The sequence below is a fragment of the Pseudoalteromonas sp. BMB genome (assembly GCF_001709235.1).
Lineage (GTDB): Bacteria > Pseudomonadota > Gammaproteobacteria > Enterobacterales > Alteromonadaceae > Pseudoalteromonas > Pseudoalteromonas maricaloris.
In genome coordinates this window covers 33,141-53,431 of sequence record NZ_MBQA01000161.1, presented here as the reverse complement: position 1 = coordinate 53,431, position 20,291 = coordinate 33,141, and the positions used below count along the sequence as shown (strand labels likewise).

At 43.5% G+C, this 20,291-nt stretch carries 14 protein-coding genes and 1 tRNA gene; 2 read left to right on the top strand and 13 right to left on the bottom strand.

Annotation, left to right across the window (positions count from 1 at the left end; genetic code table 11):
- Positions 1 to 7 precede the first annotated feature (7 nt).
- Together BB427_RS11240 and BB427_RS11235 are read right to left on the bottom strand one after the other, a co-directional pair.
- On the bottom strand, positions 8 to 799 hold the full coding sequence (locus BB427_RS11240; RefSeq protein WP_010368621.1) for a DUF481 domain-containing protein: 792 nt from the start codon (positions 797 to 799) through the stop codon (positions 8 to 10).
- Positions 800 to 813: 14 nt separating this feature from the next.
- Positions 814 to 1,632, bottom strand: a complete 819-nt coding sequence (locus tag BB427_RS11235) for a mechanosensitive ion channel family protein (RefSeq protein WP_010368624.1) — start codon at positions 1,630 to 1,632, stop codon at positions 814 to 816.
- A gap of 201 nt (positions 1,633 to 1,833) precedes the next feature.
- Here BB427_RS11235 and BB427_RS11230 point away from each other — a divergent pair.
- A tRNA-His gene (locus tag BB427_RS11230) sits at positions 1,834 to 1,909 on the top strand.
- A gap of 716 nt (positions 1,910 to 2,625) precedes the next feature.
- Here the strand turns inward: BB427_RS11230 and nagP are convergent.
- From nagP to secA, 5 genes are all read right to left on the bottom strand, one after another.
- The gene (gene nagP, locus BB427_RS11225; RefSeq protein ID WP_045987925.1) at positions 2,626 to 3,927 is read right to left on the bottom strand and encodes an N-acetylglucosamine MFS transporter NagP; all 1,302 of its coding nucleotides are present in this window, start codon (positions 3,925 to 3,927) and stop codon (positions 2,626 to 2,628) included.
- A gap of 241 nt (positions 3,928 to 4,168) precedes the next feature.
- Positions 4,169 to 6,760 (bottom strand): family 20 glycosylhydrolase, encoded by a 2,592-nt coding sequence (locus BB427_RS11220; RefSeq protein WP_069020770.1) that lies wholly within the window; start codon positions 6,758 to 6,760, stop codon positions 4,169 to 4,171.
- Positions 6,761 to 7,087: 327 nt separating this feature from the next.
- The gene (locus tag BB427_RS11215) at positions 7,088 to 9,157 is read right to left on the bottom strand and encodes a M13 family metallopeptidase (protein WP_069020768.1); all 2,070 of its coding nucleotides are present in this window, start codon (positions 9,155 to 9,157) and stop codon (positions 7,088 to 7,090) included.
- A gap of 319 nt (positions 9,158 to 9,476) precedes the next feature.
- A complete protein-coding gene (gene mutT / locus BB427_RS11210) occupies positions 9,477 to 9,869 on the bottom strand; it encodes an 8-oxo-dGTP diphosphatase MutT (protein ID WP_069020766.1) in 393 nt (130 codons plus the stop codon).
- 61 nt (positions 9,870 to 9,930) lie between these two features.
- Complete coding sequence (gene secA, locus BB427_RS11205) at positions 9,931 to 12,639, bottom strand: preprotein translocase subunit SecA (protein ID WP_069020764.1); 2,709 nt, start codon at positions 12,637 to 12,639, stop codon at positions 9,931 to 9,933.
- 484 nt (positions 12,640 to 13,123) lie between these two features.
- Here secA and BB427_RS11200 point away from each other — a divergent pair, with 484 nt between their 5' ends.
- Complete coding sequence (locus tag BB427_RS11200) at positions 13,124 to 13,618, top strand: DUF721 domain-containing protein (protein ID WP_254663620.1); 495 nt, start codon at positions 13,124 to 13,126, stop codon at positions 13,616 to 13,618.
- A gap of 36 nt (positions 13,619 to 13,654) precedes the next feature.
- Here BB427_RS11200 and lpxC read toward each other — a convergent pair whose 3' ends face one another.
- The 6 genes from lpxC to murC form a co-directional block, all read right to left on the bottom strand.
- Positions 13,655 to 14,578, bottom strand: coding sequence for a UDP-3-O-acyl-N-acetylglucosamine deacetylase (gene lpxC, locus BB427_RS11195; protein WP_010368639.1), 924 nt, complete (start codon positions 14,576 to 14,578; stop codon positions 13,655 to 13,657).
- A gap of 88 nt (positions 14,579 to 14,666) precedes the next feature.
- On the bottom strand, positions 14,667 to 15,911 hold the full coding sequence (gene ftsZ / locus BB427_RS11190; RefSeq protein WP_045987929.1) for a cell division protein FtsZ: 1,245 nt from the start codon (positions 15,909 to 15,911) through the stop codon (positions 14,667 to 14,669).
- 21 nt (positions 15,912 to 15,932) lie between these two features.
- A complete protein-coding gene (gene ftsA / locus BB427_RS11185; RefSeq protein WP_010605798.1) occupies positions 15,933 to 17,165 on the bottom strand; it encodes a cell division protein FtsA in 1,233 nt (410 codons plus the stop codon).
- A complete protein-coding gene (locus BB427_RS11180) occupies positions 17,162 to 17,947 on the bottom strand; it encodes a cell division protein FtsQ/DivIB (RefSeq protein WP_069020760.1) in 786 nt (261 codons plus the stop codon). Before BB427_RS11180 ends, ftsA begins: the two co-directional genes overlap by 4 nt.
- Before the next feature lies 1 nt (position 17,948).
- Positions 17,949 to 18,860, bottom strand: a complete 912-nt coding sequence (locus tag BB427_RS11175) for a D-alanine--D-alanine ligase (protein WP_069020759.1) — start codon at positions 18,858 to 18,860, stop codon at positions 17,949 to 17,951.
- Entirely contained in the window at positions 18,857 to 20,290 is a 1,434-nt protein-coding gene (murC, locus tag BB427_RS11170) for a UDP-N-acetylmuramate--L-alanine ligase (RefSeq protein WP_045962936.1), read from the bottom strand. Before murC ends, BB427_RS11175 begins: the two co-directional genes overlap by 4 nt.
- Between the last annotated feature and the right edge of the window lies 1 nt (position 20,291).

The window sequence follows — 20,291 nt, the reverse complement described above, 5'->3', positions numbered from 1 at the left end:
TGTAAATTTAGAAACTGTAAACCAAAGTAAGTGAGGTTTCCGTATCAGTATTTTCTTTATCGTCTGCTACGTCTGAGTTGTGGATGATGTTGTATGCCACTTTCATCTGGAGAGAGCCGTTGATTTTAGTCAACAATGCTGTTTCAGACGTTGTCTTGGTGTTGGTATCACCATATTCAATCGCGATAAGCTGCGTAAAGCGTGCGTTTTCTGAGATCTGCCATTGGTAGTCTAGTTTGCCAACACCGATGAACTCGCTTTCAGAAGTACCAGCAAGTAATTCACCGTCATCGTCAAGTTCAGTGCTATCGTCTTGGTGCTCAAAACGTTTTACACCAGGACCGATTTCAGCGTTAAGATACATGTCATCATTTTCGAATAAACGTTGACCGTAACCCACTGAAATAACAGCTTCACTGCGGTAAGCACCAAAGTAGTCTGAAACATAAGAGCCAAACACGAATAAATGGCTGTTATCTTCATTTAACTTGTAGTTACCTTGAACTGATGCTGAGTATTTTTCGTTAGTACGAGATGTAACATCTACACCGGCATCGTTTTCACGCGTGTCTTCTTTGTAGAAGCCATCTAACTTGTACTCATTATTCCAGTTAGTTAGGTTGTGCTTAGCTTTGATCCCACCTTTTAGGGTTGTTGTTTCTGTGTTACCACTGGTGATAATCGCACCCACTTCACTGGTTACATCCCAAACTTTCTTTGGCTTCTTAGCTTTGCTTTCTGCCGCTGCATTAGCGCTTGCTGCAACAAGAATACAACAGGTTAAAACCTTTAATTTCATTTCTAACTAACCTTTTACTGATCTTTGTGTAGGTGAACATCCATTTGCGGGAATGGAATGGTGATATCGGCTTCGTCTAGCGCAATTTTAATATTTTCCACAAGAGTGAAATACGTTGGCCAGTATTCTTCTGTTTTAACCCAAGGGCGAACGACAAAGTTAACACTTGAATCCGCAAGCTCTAGTACCGCAACATTGTATGCTGGTTCTTTAAGAATTCTTGGTTCATTGTCTAGTACAGACTTTAATACTGCTTTTGCTTCTCTTAGATCTGCGTCATAACCAACACCAATAACAAGGTCAATACGACGTGTTTTTTCACGCGAGTAGTTAACGATTGCACCAGACATAATCGAAGAGTTTGGCATTACAATCACTTTGTTATCAGGAGTACGTAGCTCAGTAGAGAAGATTTCTATCTTTTGTACGCTACCCGCTCTACCGCCAGCTTCAATATAGTCACCTGACTTGAATGGGCGTAGCATAATAATAAGTACACCAGACGCAAAATTAGAAAGTGAACCTTGCAGCGCAAGACCAACAGCCAAACCTGCTGCACCGAGAATAGCAATGAATGAGGTGGTTTCGATACCAACCTGAGATAATGCCATAAGCAGTGTCGCGGCAAACACAATCGCATAAGCAATATTGGCAACGAATGAGCCTACCGCTTTATCTACTTTGCGTTTACCAAATGCTTTTTCGGTGAGATCAGCACTGAGCTTAGCTAGTTTTAAGCCAACGAAGAAAATTATTAGTGCAATAACGCCTTGAAGCACATAGTGTAAGATTAAATCTGAGTTCTCATTAACCCATTTCCAAACAGCTTCCATACTCATCCCCCTTTTTATATTAAGCAGTGATTTATCATTAGATCGGCTGGATCATACATAGGATATATGAATATTTGCTGTATGCGGAAATAATCTCCGAAAAAAAACTTTTATTAAGTTTTTTCGATATTTCCCTTTGCATTTGGAAAAAACTTATGTATTATGCGCGCCACACCAGACAAGGTGTTCAAGTCTTTTGTGGCGGCTGTAGCTCAGTTGGTAGAGCCCTGGATTGTGATTCCGGTTGTCGTGGGTTCGAGCCCCATCAGTCGCCCCATTCTTTCTATAAATGTATTCCACATTTTTTATTTTTACGCACATAGCCCCCCTACACACTAAACAGCAAGCACCAGACATCTGCGTAGCAGCAATTTTACATCGCGACTGAGAATAAAACCCTCGCTACATAAAGTAGCTCCTACCAAACTACAAGCACCAGATTCAACGTAGCAGCAATTTTACATCGCGACTGAGAATAAAACCCTCGCTACATAAAGTAGCTCCTACCAAACTACAAGCACCAGATTCAACGTAGCAGCGATTTTATATCGCGACTTAAGAATGAAACCCTCGCTACATAAAGTAGCTCCTACACGACAAACACCAAACAACAAACAACAAGCACCTGACATCTGCGTAGCAGCGATTTTATATCGCGACTAAGAATAAAACCCTCGCTACATAAAGTAGCTCCTACACGACAAACACCAAACAACAAGCACCAGACATCTGCGTAGCAGCGATTTTATATCGCGACTAAGAATTAAACCCTCGCTACATAAAGTAGCTCCTACACGACCAACACCAAACACCAAACACCAAACACCAAGCAACAAGCACCAAACATCTGCGTAGCGGCGATTTTATATCGCGAATAAGATCTCAGCATTAAGCCGGTTTTGCAGATAAGGGAGTGATTTAGGCATAAAAAATGCCACCTTATTCAGGTGGCATCACACACGGGATTATTTCTACATACATAGAAATTCTGTATTACTTCCAGCTTCTCATTTTATGACCCTTCAATGCATAGAAGAGAATAAATAAGTAGCTAGGTAGCATTAAACTGTACGCACCTTGAGCACCTAGTCCAGCAACGTTGCCTAAACCGATAAGCAATGGTCCAAGTGCGCCACCGGCAATACCCATAATAAGTAGGCCTGATGCAGTGCCTGTTAAGCGCCCTAAGCCATCAAGTGCTAAAGGCCAAATTGCAGGCCATACCATGGCATTAGCAAAACCCAACAACGCAATACACAATAGCGGATCTGGTAAGTGAGGTCCACCAAAAGGTACCAATAGTATATTCGATAGGAAGTATGACTCATTACTGCCTAAAACAACAGCAAAAACGGTGATTATACCTGCAATAGCTGACATCACGAGCGCAGTTTGCTGTGACATAAAGCGTGGAATAGTCGCGATCCCGATCGCATAACCGATTAACATACAGCCCATGGTATATGACGTCATCACAGAGTAATCAGCGATCCCCAGCTGCAATGCATATGAACCTATTGTATCAGCAGCAATAACTTCCACTGCAACATATAGTGCAATACCAATGACACCTAATGCTAAGTGAGGGTGACTAAGCGCTTCTTTTACTTCACCCTTGCCTGTTGAAGCTTCTTCTTCAAATACGAGATCTGGAAGTGGTGATACTTTTGCAAATAAAGCAAATAAGAAGATTAAACCTGCGATACTCATATAAGGAGCAATCAAGCTGTTTGCCATCGCGTCCTTTTGAACTTGTGACAGTGCTTCACCTTCGTTTACTACGCCGCTGACCACAACAGCTGCAAACACGATAGGTACGATTACACCCGCCGACTTATTGAGTAAACCCATAATACATACGCGTACAGCCGCTGATTCTTCAGAGCCCATTTTTACCACATATGGATTTACAGCGGTTTGCAACACAGTTTGACCAACACCTATCATTAACTGAGCAAATAGGAAGATTTCGATCATTTGCATTTTTGCAGCAGGAATATACATCAATGCAGATAAAGCCATAATCGCGCAACCGATAGCCATACCATTTTTGTAACCGACTTTTTTGATCAGCATCGCTGATGGGATACCTGCGATCGTCACTGCAATATAGAAAGAAGAAATGATAAATGAAGCTTGGAGCGGTGATAGCTCCAACATCTGTTGTAAGAATGGCGTAATAGCCCCATTTAACCAAGTAATGCAGCCCAATATGAAAAACATTGACCCTGCGAGTGTCATAGGTAGCCAGACGCTTTGTTTGGCGAGTTGTTCTTTATCCACTGTCGCTTCCATAAAACTCTTCTTGTTGCTAGGAGTACATTGCAGTTTTGAAGCAAACTCAGCAATGTACAAAGTTAATTTGGATTATTATTTTTTGCGCTTTATGTGCTCAATTTGGCATAGATCCAGAAAAATGACAGCGCTGACATTTAACTTTACGTTAAAATCTATTTCATTACCAGTTAGAATTTGAGCAAAATTATCACCAAAAAAGGGCCATTGCCCTTTTTTGCGATAAACTGAATACGAGGGTTTATTTCAACCCTGTGACACGGCTCGTATTTTTTTCTCCGGCTCGCGTTCTCAACAATACCTTACTTTCATCTGAGATACTCATCTGATCAGTATAAGGCAGCCAAGATTCACCATTGTCTAAGCTCACTTCAATTGCAAGATAAGGGAACGCACTATTCGCTTCAAGTTTACCCAACACCACCTTGGCACCAGGAACCGGAAGGTTTGGCTTAATGCCATCGTTTTGCAACTTTGCAATTTCTTTTAAAGACAAGGCTGCGGCAAAGGTTGAGAAGTCCTTATTTAACTCTTTTTGGTTAATACGACGCCCTTCCCAATCCGCTTTATGCCAAGCGCGCTCCGCAAGCGAAAGCAAACGAGGGAAAATCAATCGTAGCACTTGGTCTTCCGAGCGAATGGTCTCACTCCATATTTGCCCTTGCATACCAAGGATATTTTGCGGTCTTTTAAGCGCAGGTAACTCTCGACCAACTAAGGCTTCTAGATTCACGATAGGCTCACGGTTTCGCGTGAAGTCCGCATTTGCATAAATATTATCTGGCATATACGAAAATGCTTTTTTCGTATCTGTGTAACGAGTTGCCCAATAATAGCCGCGCTCTTCAGGGTGTGCTTCATAAGGGTGATCAAAGTACAAATGTGTACCGTGAGACAAAATAACTTGGTAATTGTTGTTTGCAAAACGGTGAGCTCTGTCTGCAACACCCCACTCCCAAATGTTATCCCAAGTATTTACCAAAAACTGTGGATTTGGGAATTCATCACGTTTAAAGGTCGTCGTGGTGTTATACATTAAACCATCTTCCCAAGCGGCAGGGGTGATCCCACGCTTAGCAAGCAATTTCGCAACTTTTTGAGTAAAGTATGGTTTTAAATCATTGGGTCCAGCCACTCCGTTGTCGGCGACCGCAAATAGATCATTACATGCAGGTGATTCAGTCCATGATCCCTTTCCAACCTCGTCGCCACCAAAATGGACTGTCGTTAGCATAATACCAGCATCGCGATACATTTCTTGCAGCTCATATACCACCTTCTCCATAAAGGCATAGCTTGAGTCCAAGCATACATTAATAGAGTTATCAGTATAGAGTTGCACGGTTAGATACTTTGAAGTGTCATCAATATCGTTCAGGAGATAGGCTTTGGCCTCTTGCACTTTACCTGCTTCCATCAATTTGTGATAACGCGCTTCCATCGACTTAATCGCAGCACGAGCATGCCCGGGACTTTCGATTTCTGGAATGATCTCGATATGACGCGCAGTGGCAAATTTAAGTAACTCGACAAAGTCTTCGCGAGAAAGGTAACCATTTCCACTTCCCGTTTTGAAAGGACCTGTGCCCAGTTGAGTCAGTAAGCACTCACGCTCTTGTAAATCAAAACAACGGAATGCGCCGACTTCTGTTAACTCCGGAAGTCCTGGTATCTCCAAGCGCCAACCTTCATCATCTGAAAAGTGCCAGTGGAACTTATTTAATTTATAACGCGCCATCTGTTCAATTAATTTAAATAACGCATCTTTACCATGATAGTTGCGGGCATTGTCGTAATGCATACCACGCCAGCTAAAGCGTGGAGAGTCTTTGATCTCTACGTGAGACAAGGTAATTTCATTTTTACTATCGGCTGGAAATAGCGCAAGCAAACTTTGAATACCGTAAAACACACCGGCGTTATCAATACCCGTGATTTCAATCACGTCATCATCAATATCTAATGTATATGATCCGGCTTGGTTGTAGTCATAATCGCGCCCTAGACTTTTCGCAACTTTAAGGCGGATCGTCGGGATATTCCCTTCAGGCACGTGATTAGCTTCCGCTTTTAAATCCAGGCCATACTCTGATAAGTCTTCTTGAAAAACGGCGACTTCTGACTTCAAACGTCCGGCAAAACGGATCTGCCAGTTTTTGTTAAGGGTGATTTCGCCACGACTAAAGTCGATATGCTCAGGCTTTGGAATGATACGTCTTAGCGCATCTTCTTTTGAGACCGAAATATTGCTTTGATTACGTTCAAAACGCAGCGCTGCGTTCGCTATCTGCGTGTAATCGGTAGGTGTATTGTATCTTTTCAGCTGGTTCTCACGCTCAAATGGCGCAACGAACTGCGTCATGTCTTCTGTATCAGTATTTGCAAAAATGACCGGTTTATTTTTACCTGACACAATAAAGGCACGCGGCATAAAGTCGCTGTATGCAGCAACCCAAGCCGAACCATCAAAAGCTAACTTGAGCTTTTCACCGGCTTTTAAGCCAGCAAACGAATCGGTAGGAGTTATACGATGAAGGTCGCCATTAATATGCTCAAAGCGCAAACCTTCAGCTGTTTCCGTTGAAATATGACGAACTGAGTGCAAATAGATTTGCCAATCGCTTTGTCCTTTTGGTAGATCAACTTTTGAATTGTTAGTCAGTGTAATAGCACCGCTAAAGCCCCCAGCACCATTACTGAAGTTATTTTCTACCGCAAATTCAAAATGCGTGTCACTTGCAAATTGCGCTAACTGCTGCTGCGTAAATGATGCGTGTGTATAGAACGAGCACCCAGCAATTATCGCCCCAAGCAAAGTCGTTTTTATTCTCATCTTTTGCTCCCAGTCTTCATGTTCAATTCAAAATGAACATCATTTAATCACTTATTGTTCCTAAACATCATATAAAAGTTAAAATGACAGCGCTATCATTATTTTTTCATATCCTTGTGTTAGACAAAATGAAGCTACTCTGATTTGGCTGTAAATACCATCAAATAGCGATGAACTTGACCTTGGAGATAGCGAGTGCTTGTAGAAAGTGCTGAATTGAGTGTGATATTTTGTCGGAAGTTTAGAGGGTTGCAATTGGATGTCGTAAAAAAACGGCGGCTTTACTGAAAAAACACAATAAAACCGCCACGAATTCAAAATGTGAAATTACCAGATTTTCACTCTGTCTTCTGGTTTAAGATACATCTTATCGCCTTCTTTCACATCAAATGCCTTATAGAATTCAGGCATATTCGGCAGCACACCAATCACTCGATAATGACTTGGTGAATGCGGATCTGTCATCAGACGATTACGCAGCTCTTCATCGCGGTATTTGCGACGCCAAATTTGTGACCAGCCCATAAAGAAGCGCTGCTCTCCAGTGTAACCGTCAATAACAGGCGCTTTTTGATCGCCTAGTGAAATTTGGTACGCTTTATAAGCGACAGTTAATCCGCCTAGATCACCAATATTTTCACCCAGTGTCAGTTGACCATTAACACCCGCATCTTCAAATGGTTTAAAACCATTAAACTGCTCAACCAGCTTTTGGCTACGCGCTTCGAATTGTGAAAGGTCAGACTCACTCCACCAATTACGTAGGTTACCATCACCATCGTACTTCGCACCTTGGTCGTCAAAGCCGTGACCTAATTCGTGACCGATAACCGCACCGATTGCACCGTAGTTTACTGCATCATCCGCTTCTAGGTTAAAGAATGGTGGCTGTAAAATCGCAGCAGGGAATACAATCTCGTTATTCACTGGATTATAGTATGCATTCACCGTTTGTGGTGTCATCAACCACTCGCTACGGTCCACAGGCTTGCCTAATTTATCGATCATTTCCTGATTAGCAAATTGGCTATAGCGTACATAGTTACCGACTAGATCATCAGGGCTTACTTCAAGTGCTGAATAATCTTTCCATTTGTCAGGATACCCAATCTTTGGCGTAAACTTATTGAGCTTGTCTTTTGCTGCTACTTTTGTTTCAGCACTCATCCACTCTAGGCCGTCAATTGCTTGATCAAAACCTTTAATAAGGTTAGCAACCAACTCTTCCATACGCGCTTTCGCTTCTGGTGGAAAATAAGACTTTACGTAAATCTTGCCTAACATTTCACCTAGCACAGAATTACTTGCATCTACCGCTTTTTTCCACGTTGGCGCTTGTTCCTCTACACCCGTTAATGTTTTACCAAAGAACCCAAACTTAAGGTCAACTACATCTTTACTTAGTAACTCAGCGTAGTCATTGGTAAAGTGGAACGTTAAATAGTCTTGCCAAGCTTCTAGCTTTGAATCAGCAATGATTTTTGATAGCCCTTCAAAGAAACTAGGTTGGCTTACAATAAGTGAATCTGCTTTGATACCAAGCGCAGTTAGAAATGCTGACGTATCAAAGTCTGGCATTAATTGATTAAACGCATCATTGCTTAGCTTGTTATAGGTTTTAGTCGCGTCGCGGCTTTCAACACGTGTCCATTGCGCCTCGGCAATTTGCTTCTCTAACGCTACAATATTCAGTGCAGCTTGGCCTGGATTTTTATGACCAGCCTTTGCCAACAACTGTTCAATGTAAAGCTGATACTGCTCACGGATCTTACTGAATTTTTCGTCATCTTTCAGATAGTAATCGCGATCTGGTAAACCAAGCCCTGACTGGAACATATAAAGTGCATTTTCGCTTGAATTTTTGGCATCATTATTAACGTACCAACCAAACGGTGTACTTGCCCCCGTTAAACGCATTTTAGCAAAGATAGCTGGTAGCTCCGACTTACTCTTCAAGTCTTGAATTTCTTTCAGATAAGGCTTAACTGGGTTTAAGCCCAGCTCGTTTCTCGCCCCTTCATCCATATAGCTTTGATAAAACGCACCCAGCTTCTGTTCATCGCTACCCGCTTTTGCAGATGCATTATTTGCAGCATCTTCCAGTACTTTACGCAGTGCTTTTTGCGACTCATCATAGAGCTGCGAGAAAGAGCCATAATTTGACTTATCTGCAGGGATTTTGGTTTTTTCTAACCAGTGACCATTCACATGAAAATAGAAGTCATCTTGTGGGCGCACTGATTTATCAATATTTTCTAATTCGATACCAGAATTCATAGCAGCCTTTTGTGCTTCGGCTTGTTCCGCTGGCTGTTGTTGTGTTTGCGGTTGTTCACTACAACCAATCAATCCCAATGCAAGTGCAACACTTGCAGCAGTCAGTGATAATTTCTTCATTTTATTCCCCTGATAGAGTTTCGCTTGTAAACGTCGAATTCCATTCATCTAGATAAAATAATGCTCAAATTACTTATCCAAACCTCAGCTTAAATAATCAAGCAGGTCAATTGCATCATAGATGAATGTAATATAGACATATCCTTTGTGGCTTGAAAAGAATTCCTTCTAGCTGTGTTTCCTATCAAACCTCAGAGTAACGAGAATCGTTGGCTGATGTTTATTTACACGTAAGCGGTCATTCACTAGTCTACCTATGCGCATAGTGAATGACTATGACTCAGAGTGCTGAATTTAGTAACAAAGTTTGTCACTTACTTTAGCGGGCTTGTAGTAACTCAACGATTGCTCTATTGGCCTCAGGAAACGCGAGCTCATGTAACTGCTCGACTGCAACCCATTTAGAAGGCTGCCCTTCTGCGCCATGAGCTTCACCGGAAAAATCCTCAACATGATGAATGTATAAGCATACCGCCTTATCAGCATAGTCATGCTCAATGCGCATTAGCTCAGATGAGTTATAGATCTCAATGCCAACCTCTTCTTGTAGCTCACGTTTCAATGCCGAAAACACATCTTCGCCCACTTCCATTTTCCCGCCTGGGAATTCCCAAAGTCCACCTTGATGTTGCTCTTCACCTCTTAAGCAGACAAAGATTTGCTGATTTTTTTCAATCACACCAACAGCGACTTCAACACGTTTTTTTTGCATCATTTTCTCCATAAAAAAAGCGACTTAGCGTCGCTTTTTATACAAATTTAGATTTAGCCAATTATTTTAGTTTGCCGCAACACTGCTTAAACTTCTTGCCTGATTGACAAGGACAAGGATCGTTACGACCTACTTTTGGCTCATTTCGATGGGCAACAGACACGCCTTCCGGTGCATCACCACCTACGCGCTCAACCTCTTCATGTTGATATTCACGCGGTGCTTGCTCACTCTTACGATGTTGTTCTTCAACCTTCTCAACATCTTCCTCCGCACGAACCTGAACTTTACTTAGTACGCCAACAACGTCAATCTTCAAGTTTTCAAGCATTTGTGAGAATAACTCAAACGACTCACGCTTATATTCTTGCTTCGGATTCTTCTGCGCATAACCACGTAAATGAATACCTTGGCGAAGATGATCCATTGCCGCTAAGTGATCTTTCCAATGCTGATCTAGGCTTTGTAACATAACCGCTTTTTCGAAGTGACGTAGCACATCTGGACCTACCATCTCTTCTTTTTGCTTGTACGCTTTATCCACGTCTTCTACGATACGATCGCGTAGCATTTCTTCATATAGTTTGCTGTCTTCTTCAAGCCATTTAGCAATCGGAAGCTCAACATGGAAGTCGTTTTTCAAGCGTTCTTCAAGTGCTGGGATGTCCCACATTTCCGCCAGACTTTGCGGTGGAATATACTGATCAATAGTCGCATTCAATACATCTTCACGAATAGCGGTGATAGTCTCTGAGATATCGCCTTCTTCAAGTAGTTCGTTACGTTGTTCGTAAACCACTTTACGTTGATCGTTCGCAACGTCATCGTATTCAAGTAATTGTTTACGAATATCAAAGTTACGCGCTTCCACTTTACGCTGGGCGTTTTCAATTGCACGGTTAACCCATGGGTGTTCAATGGCTTCACCACGTTGCATACCTAGTTTACGCATCATGTTAGTCATACGCTCACCTGCGAAGATACGCATCAATGCGTCATCCATTGATAGGTAGAAGCGGCTTGAACCAGCATCACCTTGACGACCTGCACGACCACGTAGCTGGTTGTCGATACGACGCGATTCGTGACGCTCTGTACCAATAATGTGTAAACCACCAGAAGCCAGTACTGCATCATGGCGCGCTTTCCAAGCAGCTTTAATTTCTGCTATTTGCTCTTCCGACGGGTTTTCTAATTTTTCAACATCCGACTGCCAGCTGCCACCCAGTACGATATCCGTACCACGACCAGCCATATTCGTCGCAATCGTTACTTTGCCCGGTAGACCCGCATCCGCGATAATATCTGCTTCTTGGGCGTGGAATTTCGCATTCAGTACGTTATGGTCAATTTTTTCTTTGCGAAGGAAGTGAGAAAGATACTCAGAACTTTCGATAGATACCGTACCCACCAACACAGGCTGACCACGTTCTTGGCAAGAACGAATGTCTTCAAGAATGGCTTCAAATTTCTCTTCTTGTGTCAAATATACAAGATCCGCACGGTCATCACGCACCATAGGTTTATTGGTTGGGATAACGACCGTATCTAGGCCATAGATTGACTGGAACTCGAATGCTTCAGTGTCTGCAGTACCTGTCATACCTGCAAGCTTGTTATATAAACGGAAGTAATTCTGGAATGTGATTGAAGCCAAGGTTTGGTTTTCGTTTTGAATACGAACCCCTTCTTTCGCTTCAACGGCTTGGTGAAGGCCCTCAGACCAACGACGTCCTTCCATCGTACGGCCAGTGTGCTCGTCAACAATGATAACTTCGTTATCTTTTACAACGTAATCAACGTCTTTTTGATATAGCTTGTGAGCACGAAGTGCTGCGTAAACATGGCTAAGTAATGAAATATTACCTGCCGAGTAAAGCGAGTCACCCTCTTCAATCAAACCACGTTCAGTCAGTAATTCTTCAACTTTGATTTGACCACGCTCGGTAAGGTGAACTTGTTTACCTTTTTCATCAATGGTGAAATCACCATCGCCTTCCACGCCTTCTTCATCTTCTTTTTCTTGTTGCACAAGATCAGGAACAATTTTATTGATTTCGGCATAAAGCTCAGAGCTATCTTCAGCAGGCCCAGAAATGATAAGTGGTGTACGCGCTTCATCGATTAGGATTGAATCCACTTCATCCACAACCGCATAGTTAAGTGGACGTTGTACACGTTCATCGACACTAAACGCCATGTTATCGCGCAAGTAATCGAAGCCGAACTCGTTATTGGTGCCGTAAGTGATATCCGCAGCATAGGCTTGTTTTTTCTGCTGTGGCATCATGCCTGGCACGTTACAACCTACAGTAAGGCCTAGGAATTCAAAGAGTGGACGGTTGGTCTCAGCATCACGCTTAGCTAAGTAGTCGTTGACGGTAATAACGTGAACACCCTTGCCTGAAACCGCATTTAAATACGCAGGCAATGTTGCTGTTAGTGTTTTACCTTCACCCGTTCTCATTTCTGAAATACGACCTTGGTGAAGCACCATACCACCAATCATTTGCACATCGAAATGACGCATTCCAAATACGCGCTTAGATGCTTCACGCACCGTAGCGAACGCCTCTGGTAATAAGTCATCTAGCGTTGAACCTTGCTCAATACGCTGTTTAAATTCAGCCGTTTTTGCTTTTAGTTCATCATCGCTTAATTTGCCGTACTGTTCTTCTAACGCATTGATTAAAGCGACTGTTTTTCTTAGGTTTTTGATGGTGCGATCATTACGACTACCAAAAATTTTGGTAAAAATATTTGCTAACATGTTTAAACCGTTTCACTCTGTGTATTGGCTGACCCATCTCTCTAAGCCAATGTTGTTAAGGTTGGGTCGCGCTTGTCCTGTTGGCGACAAAAGCCTTCCTAAATTACGGTTTTCACTTTGCCAATTTAGGAGTAAGCATTTTGTATCTTGCCGAGTTAAAATTATGCCCTATCATACCAGACTCTTTGTTTCTGCAAACCTTATTGGGTAAATAATACCAAGTTCAATTGCAAGAAACCTTTACTGTTGGAGCGTAAGCGTACCGTTGCAAGTGATAAAGTTTAGTTAGCACCTAACTCGACTCATTTATTCGAGTACTGAGCTAAGCGCTTTCGACAACAAATGTTGGTACTTTTGGATTTCTCAAAAATTTGTCTCTGATATACTTAGAAGACTGAGAAACCACCAGTACGGAGTTATTTGACTCCGTATTATCCCGATATGGCGGTTATTTTTTATTTTTCAACCTATGGGAAGTAAGTCATTGGCTAAAAATCGCTACAATCCAAAACCGCTTGATGAAGTGATGGGGGGGTGGTCAGATAAGCTCAATCAATATGGCCAAAAAAGTGCCCAAGCGGCACAATTACAGAGCTGTTTGGAAGACACGCTAGGCCCTATTTTGAGTAAGAAATGCCGTGTCGCTCACTACAAAGAGGGAACACTGACGATAGAAGCGGCTTCTGCAACGCTTGCTACTCGGCTAAACTTTTTGAAAATGGATATTCTCAGTGCATTTAGAAAAGTTGGGTTACATGACTGTGCATTGGTTAAAATTACCACTAATCCAGAAGCCCAACAGCGTCTCACCAACAAGGTGGAATCCCAATCTTCGACCTATCAAGCCAATCGAAGTATGAGCCAAGCCACTGGCGAGCATTTGCTAGCGCTGGCGCAGTCCGCACCACCATCGCTTAAGGCGAAACTAGAAAGACTCGCTAAACACGCAAACACAACGCAAAAAAAAATGACGCCTTAGCGTCATTTTTCATCAAACTGTATTAGCCTAAAAGCCTTATGCCGTTGCGGTATTGATACCCGCTTCCATTCCTGGCGCTGGCATACTGACTGGCTCTTCGAATGTTGCCCACTCCCATGCTGACTCAGTTGCCATGATTTCACGAAGCAACATATTGTTTAGGCCGTGGCCTGATTTATAGCATGAGATCTTACCTAAAATGTTGTGACCTGCCATAAACATATCACCCACACAGTCTAAGATCTTGTGTTTAACAAACTCATCCGCATAGCGTAGGCCATCAGGATTTAATACTTTAAACTGGTCTAAAACAACCGCATTATCCATGCTGCCACCTAAGGCTAGGTTGTTTGCATGCATGTATTCGATATCACGCATAAAACCAAAAGTACGAGCACGACTGATCTCTTCAGTAAAGCTTTGAGCTGTAATGTCTAATCCAATACGTTGGCGGCTAGCGTTGATCGCTGGGTGATTAAAGTCGATTTCAAAGTCGATGTGGAAACCATCGTAAGGCTCAATTTCAGCCCACTTATCGCCATCTTCAACACGCACTTTTTCTTTGATGCGAATAAAGCGCTTGGCAGCGTTTTGCTCTTCAATACCGCCTTTTTGAATTAAGTAGATGAATGGCAATGCACTGCCATCCATAATAGGCACTTCGGCGCTGTCTAGCTCTACGATGAGGTTATCAATCCCAAGCGCAGCCACCGCGGCAATCAAATGCTCGGTAGTAGACAAGCGAACGCCGTCTTTATTTGTTAAACACGTACACAGTTGCGTGTCGCCCACAGCTTCCGGTGTTGTTTCAAAATCAACAACAGGGTCTAGATCAACGCGGCGAAATACAACACCTGTATTCACACCAGCTGGTCGGAGAGTGATCGTGACCTTTTCACCTTTGTGTAAACCTACACCTGTGGCTTTAACGACTTGTGCAATCGTACGTTGTTTAATCATATATTCGCCCACTTAAATTCTAGATAGGCGGCGGAGTATAACATAGTTCCACCAAACTGCCAATCTTTGTTTATTTTTCATACCAACTTTAGTCTGACTGCTTACGTAAAAAAGCCGGAATATCGAAGTAGTCACCTTTTTCTTTACTGTCGCTGCCTTTTGCACTTGCTGAACTAGAAGCTTGTTGTGGCTTCTGCTCTTGTACTTGTGGTGCAGGCGCTTCAGCTGGTTGCTCAGGTTCTGCCGCTGACGTTTGTGGTTGCGTAAAGCTTGGCACATACATGCTCGTTTGTGAGCTAGTTTGTGTTCCACCTACCGCATCTGAGCCTGAAGCTTGTCTAAAGCCATTGTCTACAATACCAAATTGCGGACGACGGTCACCACCTAAGCCTGTAGCAACCACGGTCACTCTTAGCTCTTCGCTCATTTCAGGGTCAATAACAGCACCTACTACCACAGTCGCGTTCTCTGACGCTAACGCTTTAACATGGTTACCAACGACCTCAAACTCTTCGATAGTAATGTCCATGCCAGCGGTGATATTCACCAAAATACCTTTCGCGCCAGTTAGGTCAACATCTTCTAAAAGTGGGCTAGAAATCGCGGCTTCCGCAGCTTCTTGTGCACGATCAGGACCTGTTGCCGAAGCTGTCCCCATCATTGCAGTACCCATTGCCGACATCACAGTTCTCACATCCGCAAAGTCAACGTTGATTAGACCTGAACGTGTGATCAACTCTGCAATACCTTGTACCGCGCCATAAAGCACGTCATTTGCTTTTGCGAAGGCATCTAGCAGTGTAGTCCCTTTACCAAGAACTTTAAGCAATTTGTTGTTTGGAATTGTAATAAGTGAATCTACAATTTCTGACAACTCAGCAATACCTTGCTCAGCCGCAGCCATGCGCTTTTTACCTTCAAGATCGAAAGGACGCGTTACTACAGCCACAGTTAAAATACCTAGTTCTTTTGCTGCACGAGCAACTACAGGTGCGGCACCGGTACCTGTACCGCCGCCCATACCGGCTGCGATAAATACCATGTCTGCGCCTTCAAGGCTGCTCTTGATTGTTTCTAGATCTTCTTCTGCTGCGCTGCGGCCCACTTCTGGGTTTGCGCCAGCTCCAAGACCTGAGGTGATCTGAGTACCCAGCTGTACGGTAATATCCGCAGACGACCGACGTAACGCTTGTGCGTCAGTATTCGCAACGATAAAACGTACACCTTCAATTTCTTGGTTTACCATGTGTTCTACGGCGTTACCGCCGCCGCCACCGACACCGATGACTTTAATGACAGCTTCTTCGCTGTGCTGTTCCATAATATCAAACATCTTCACTCTCCGACTTGAGTATTAAAACTCGCCTTGGAACCATTTTGTAACACGGTTCCACCAACTCCCCTCTGCATCTACTTTCGACTTCTGTGCATTCATCGATTGTAGTGAACGGCCGTATTGTAACAAACCTACCGCCGTTGCATATGCAGGGTCATCCACATAATCTGTTAATCCCTTAATGCCAATTGGTTTCCCTATTCTTACTGGCATTTGGAATATATCTTCTGCGACTTCTTGTGCACCTTGCATCTTGGCACTACCGCCAGTGATAACAAGACCCGCCGCAATTTGATCTTCAAAACCTGAGCGACGTAATTCTTCTTGTGCAAGCTCAAACAGTTCTCTAAATCTTGGCTCTACCACCTCAGACAAAGTATGACGAGACATTACCCGCGCAGGACGCCCACCAACACTTGGTACTTCGATAGTTTCTTCACTTGATGCCATTTGGCTCGACGCGAAGGCATATTGTACTTTCAGAGACTCGGCATGCGAAATAGGTGTTCTAAATATTTTTGCTATATCGCCCGTGACCTGATTACCCGCAACCGGGATCACGGCAGTATGACGCAGCGCCCCATTCACATAAATAGCAATATCCATGGTGCCACCACCAATATCTAATACCGCAACACCAAGCTCTTTTTCGTCTTCAGTCAACACCGAGTAACATGACGCCAAGGCGTTAAACGTTAATTGGTCTACCTGTAAACCACAGCGTTCAACACACTTTTCAATATTCTTTGCCATGTCATTCGAACACGTGATGATATGTGCTTTCGCTTCCATCCTTACGCCACTCATACCTAGCGGGTTTTTGATCCCCTCTTGCATGTCGATGCTATATTCTTGCGGCAATGAGTGCAGCATTTTGCGTTCGGCAGACATAGGCACAGAGCGTGCAATGTGAATAACATTGGCAATATCATCGTCTGTAACTTCAGCATTATTTATTGCCACCACGCCACTTTCGTTTTGACACTGAATATGTTTGCCTGAAATCCCCAAATAAACCGAGCTTATTCTGCAATCAGCCATTAGCTCTGCTTCATCTACAGCGCGTTTAATAGACTCAGAAACGAGGTCTAAATCGTTTACCCCGCCCTTATCCATGCCGTGAGACTCCTGGCGTCCGACACCGACAATACTAAGTTGATTGTCCACAGTGATCTCCCCAACTGTGGCGACGACCTTTGATGTGCCAACATCTAATCCAATCACTAAGTTTCTTTCTGCCGACTTTGTCATGCTTCACTCTTGTTATTTTGTTGTTCTTGCTGCTCAGTAGGTTCTTTCCAACTCACTGCCAGTCCCGTGTCGTAGCGTAAATCAATGACATCGATTACTTTACCTTCAGGGCGTTCCATACGTGGATACACGTCGATAAAACGTTGTACTCGTTTGGCTTTATCTTCACGCCCTAAATTTAAGCGGATCCCATTGTCCAGCCATAGCTGCCAAGCAAATCGTTCTGAAAGCGCTAAACTTTCCAACGTAAACTGATTTACCGCCAACAAAGCTTTAAACTGCTTAAATGTTTGCCATGCTTCTTCAGCACTTCCTTCAGGGCCATATAATTCAGGTAGCCCTTGCGGCAATTTGTTACTACTCGCTTGGAATACTTCGCCATCATCATTGAGTAATGAATCGCTATTCCAATGCGCAACCGGCTTATGTTCCACTACATAGACTTGCAGCGTATCCGGCCATTGTTTTCTGACTGACACTGTCGCAATCCAAGGTAAAGACTTTACTGCTTTGTGGACTGCTTTTACATCAAGCTCAAAAAAACTATTTAAATCTGCGGTTTTAATTGCCGCCACAATGTCATCTTCATTGGTATAATGCGGTTTACCGAGCACTTTGAGTGTTTTTATTTGCGCATCATGATGTGCAACTAACCAATCACTTACCCAGTATGTTCCTCTTACCAATGTAAAAATCACCACAAAGAAGAAGCTAAGTCCCCAAAAAAGGGGCCAGTTCACTCTTGAACCGATCAGCTTCAACCCTGCCAAAAATGCTCGCATATTAAAGCGTTTGCTCCAAAATGCGAACAACTAATTGTTCAAAACTTACACCCGTTGCTTTTGCTGCCATCGGCACCAACGACTTTTCGGTCATACCAGGTACGGTATTTACCTCGAGTAGATAGAAATGACCTTGCTCATCTTGCATGGCGTCAACACGTCCCCAACCAGTGGCACCAACCAATTCAAAAGCGTGCTTTGCCATCACTTGTAATTGCTCAGTGTGTGCAGCGCTAATATCCGCCGGACAATAATACTCTGTACTGTTAACTTGGTACTTCGCTTCATAATCATAAAAACCACGAGGCGTACGCATTTCAATAACAGGCAATGCCTCTTTACCGAGCATAGACACGGTAAACTCGCGTCCAGTGATCCATTGTTCAACGAGAACTTGATCGTCAAACGTAAAGGCATTATTTAATGCCCCAGTCAGGGTCTCTTCGCTGTCTGCCTGAGCCATACCTATGCTTGAGCCTTCGTGACTTGGCTTTACCATGACTTTGCCAAACTCAGCGATTAGCGCCTTAGCATCAAAACCCATCTCTTTGCTTACAACAGCATAAGGTGCCGTACTTAACTTGGCAGACTGAAATAGATGCTTACAGCGAACTTTATCCATTGCAAGCGCACTACCAAGTACACCGCTTCCTGTATATGGTATTCCCATAAACTCAAGCGCACCTTGAATAGTGCCATCTTCACCGCCACGGCCATGTAGTGCAATGAATACGCGATCCACACCTAGGTCTTTAAGTTGCCATAAATTACGTTCTGCGGGATCAAAAGCAATCGCATCTATACCTTGATTGACGAAGGCATTTAACACTGCATTACCGGATTTTAGCGACACCTCTCGCTCTGCTGAACTACCGCCAAGTAATACGGCTACTTTTCCAAACTGACTACTCATAATTCACTCTGTTTTAACTGCGCTATCGATAGCCCGGTAGCGGCTAACTGCTTCACGATCTGACCTATATTGCCGGCCCCTTGCGTCAACACTAAATCACCATCTGCCATGGTGCTTGCCAACACTTTCGCCAATTCACCATGGTCACTGATATGGATCGGCTCAACGCCACGTTGACGGAGACTACGGCACAAACTTTTACTATCCGCACCAACGATAGGCGCTTCACCGGCACTATATACATCTAACAGCAGTAGTTTATCAACATCGCAAAGCACTTTTACGAAATCTTCATATAAATCGCGTGTTCGACTATAGCGATGTGGCTGATAAATCATAACCAAACGCTTATCAGGCCAACCAGATTTAGCTGCTTTTATCGTCATCGCAACTTCAGACGGATGGTGACCATAATCATCAACCAGCATCACCTCACCCACTTCATTATTGAATGAGCCGTAATGCTGGAAGCGACGTCCTACACCTTCAAAATTGGCTAGCGCCTGATAAATCGCTTCATTTTCAATATTGTGATCTTTTGCAACCGCAATAGATGCCAGCGCGTTCAATGCATTGTGCTTACCTGGCATATTTAGCTTCACTTCAAGTAACTCACCGTCTTTGGTTCTGACTTTAAAGTGTGATTCACTTTGTGTTTGCTTGAAGTCCAGTAACTGATAATCCGCATCGTTAGCCTCACCATACGTGATTGTCGGCCTTGCAAAACGTGGCAATAATTCTCTCACGACTGGCGAATCGATACACACCACCGCTAGACCATAAAATGGTAAGTTATGGATAAACTCGATGTAGGTGTCTTTCATTTTTTCGAAGTCACCGTCGTAAGTATCCATGTGGTCTTCTTCGATATTTGTTACCACCGACACCATCGGCTGCAAATGCAAAAACGATGCATCGCTCTCGTCCGCTTCCGCGATAAGGTATTCACTGCTGCCCACTTTGGCATTACTGCCAGCACTATTGAGCAAGCCACCAATAATAAAGGTTGGATCCAGCTCAGCCCGCGCAAAAATACTCGCGATTAGGCTCGTCGTTGTGGTCTTACCATGTGTTCCTGCCACTGCAATCCCGTGACGAAAGCGCATCAACTCGGCGAGCATTTCGGCGCGACGAACGATTGGCGTACGGTTTGCCTTCGCCGCTTGGATCTCTGGGTTTTGGTCGTTGATGGCACTTGATACCACAACCACATCAGCCATTTTTACATTTTCAGCTTGGTGGCCGATAAAGATCTCGGCGCCCATATTTGTTAATCGCTCTGTCATCGTACTTTTAGCGATATCTGAGCCTGTAATTCGGTAACCTTCAAAGGCCAGCACTTCTGCAATCCCACCCATACCAGCACCACCAATCCCGATAAAGTGGATGGTGTTGATACGTCGCATTGCTCTTCTGCTTGAAGCTTCCATT

Coding starts and splice junctions, on each gene's coding strand:
- mutT (WP_069020766.1), bottom strand. CDS start 9,869: ATGCAAAAAAAACGTGTTGAAGTCGCTGTTGGTGTGATTGAAAAAAAT.
- BB427_RS11235 (WP_010368624.1), bottom strand. CDS start 1,632: ATGGAAGCTGTTTGGAAATGGGTTAATGAGAACTCAGATTTAATCTTA.
- nagP (WP_045987925.1), bottom strand. CDS start 3,927: ATGGAAGCGACAGTGGATAAAGAACAACTCGCCAAACAAAGCGTCTGG.
- BB427_RS11175 (WP_069020759.1), bottom strand. CDS start 18,860: ATGAGTAGTCAGTTTGGAAAAGTAGCCGTATTACTTGGCGGTAGTTCA.
- BB427_RS11240 (WP_010368621.1), bottom strand. CDS start 799: ATGAAATTAAAGGTTTTAACCTGTTGTATTCTTGTTGCAGCAAGCGCT.
- ftsA (WP_010605798.1), bottom strand. CDS start 17,165: ATGACAAAGTCGGCAGAAAGAAACTTAGTGATTGGATTAGATGTTGGC.
- BB427_RS11220 (WP_069020770.1), bottom strand. CDS start 6,760: ATGAGAATAAAAACGACTTTGCTTGGGGCGATAATTGCTGGGTGCTCG.
- murC (WP_045962936.1), bottom strand. CDS start 20,290: ATGGAAGCTTCAAGCAGAAGAGCAATGCGACGTATCAACACCATCCAC.
- lpxC (WP_010368639.1), bottom strand. CDS start 14,578: ATGATTAAACAACGTACGATTGCACAAGTCGTTAAAGCCACAGGTGTA.
- secA (WP_069020764.1), bottom strand. CDS start 12,639: ATGTTAGCAAATATTTTTACCAAAATTTTTGGTAGTCGTAATGATCGC.
- BB427_RS11180 (WP_069020760.1), bottom strand. CDS start 17,947: ATGCGAGCATTTTTGGCAGGGTTGAAGCTGATCGGTTCAAGAGTGAAC.
- ftsZ (WP_045987929.1), bottom strand. CDS start 15,911: ATGTTTGATATTATGGAACAGCACAGCGAAGAAGCTGTCATTAAAGTC.
- BB427_RS11215 (WP_069020768.1), bottom strand. CDS start 9,157: ATGAAGAAATTATCACTGACTGCTGCAAGTGTTGCACTTGCATTGGGA.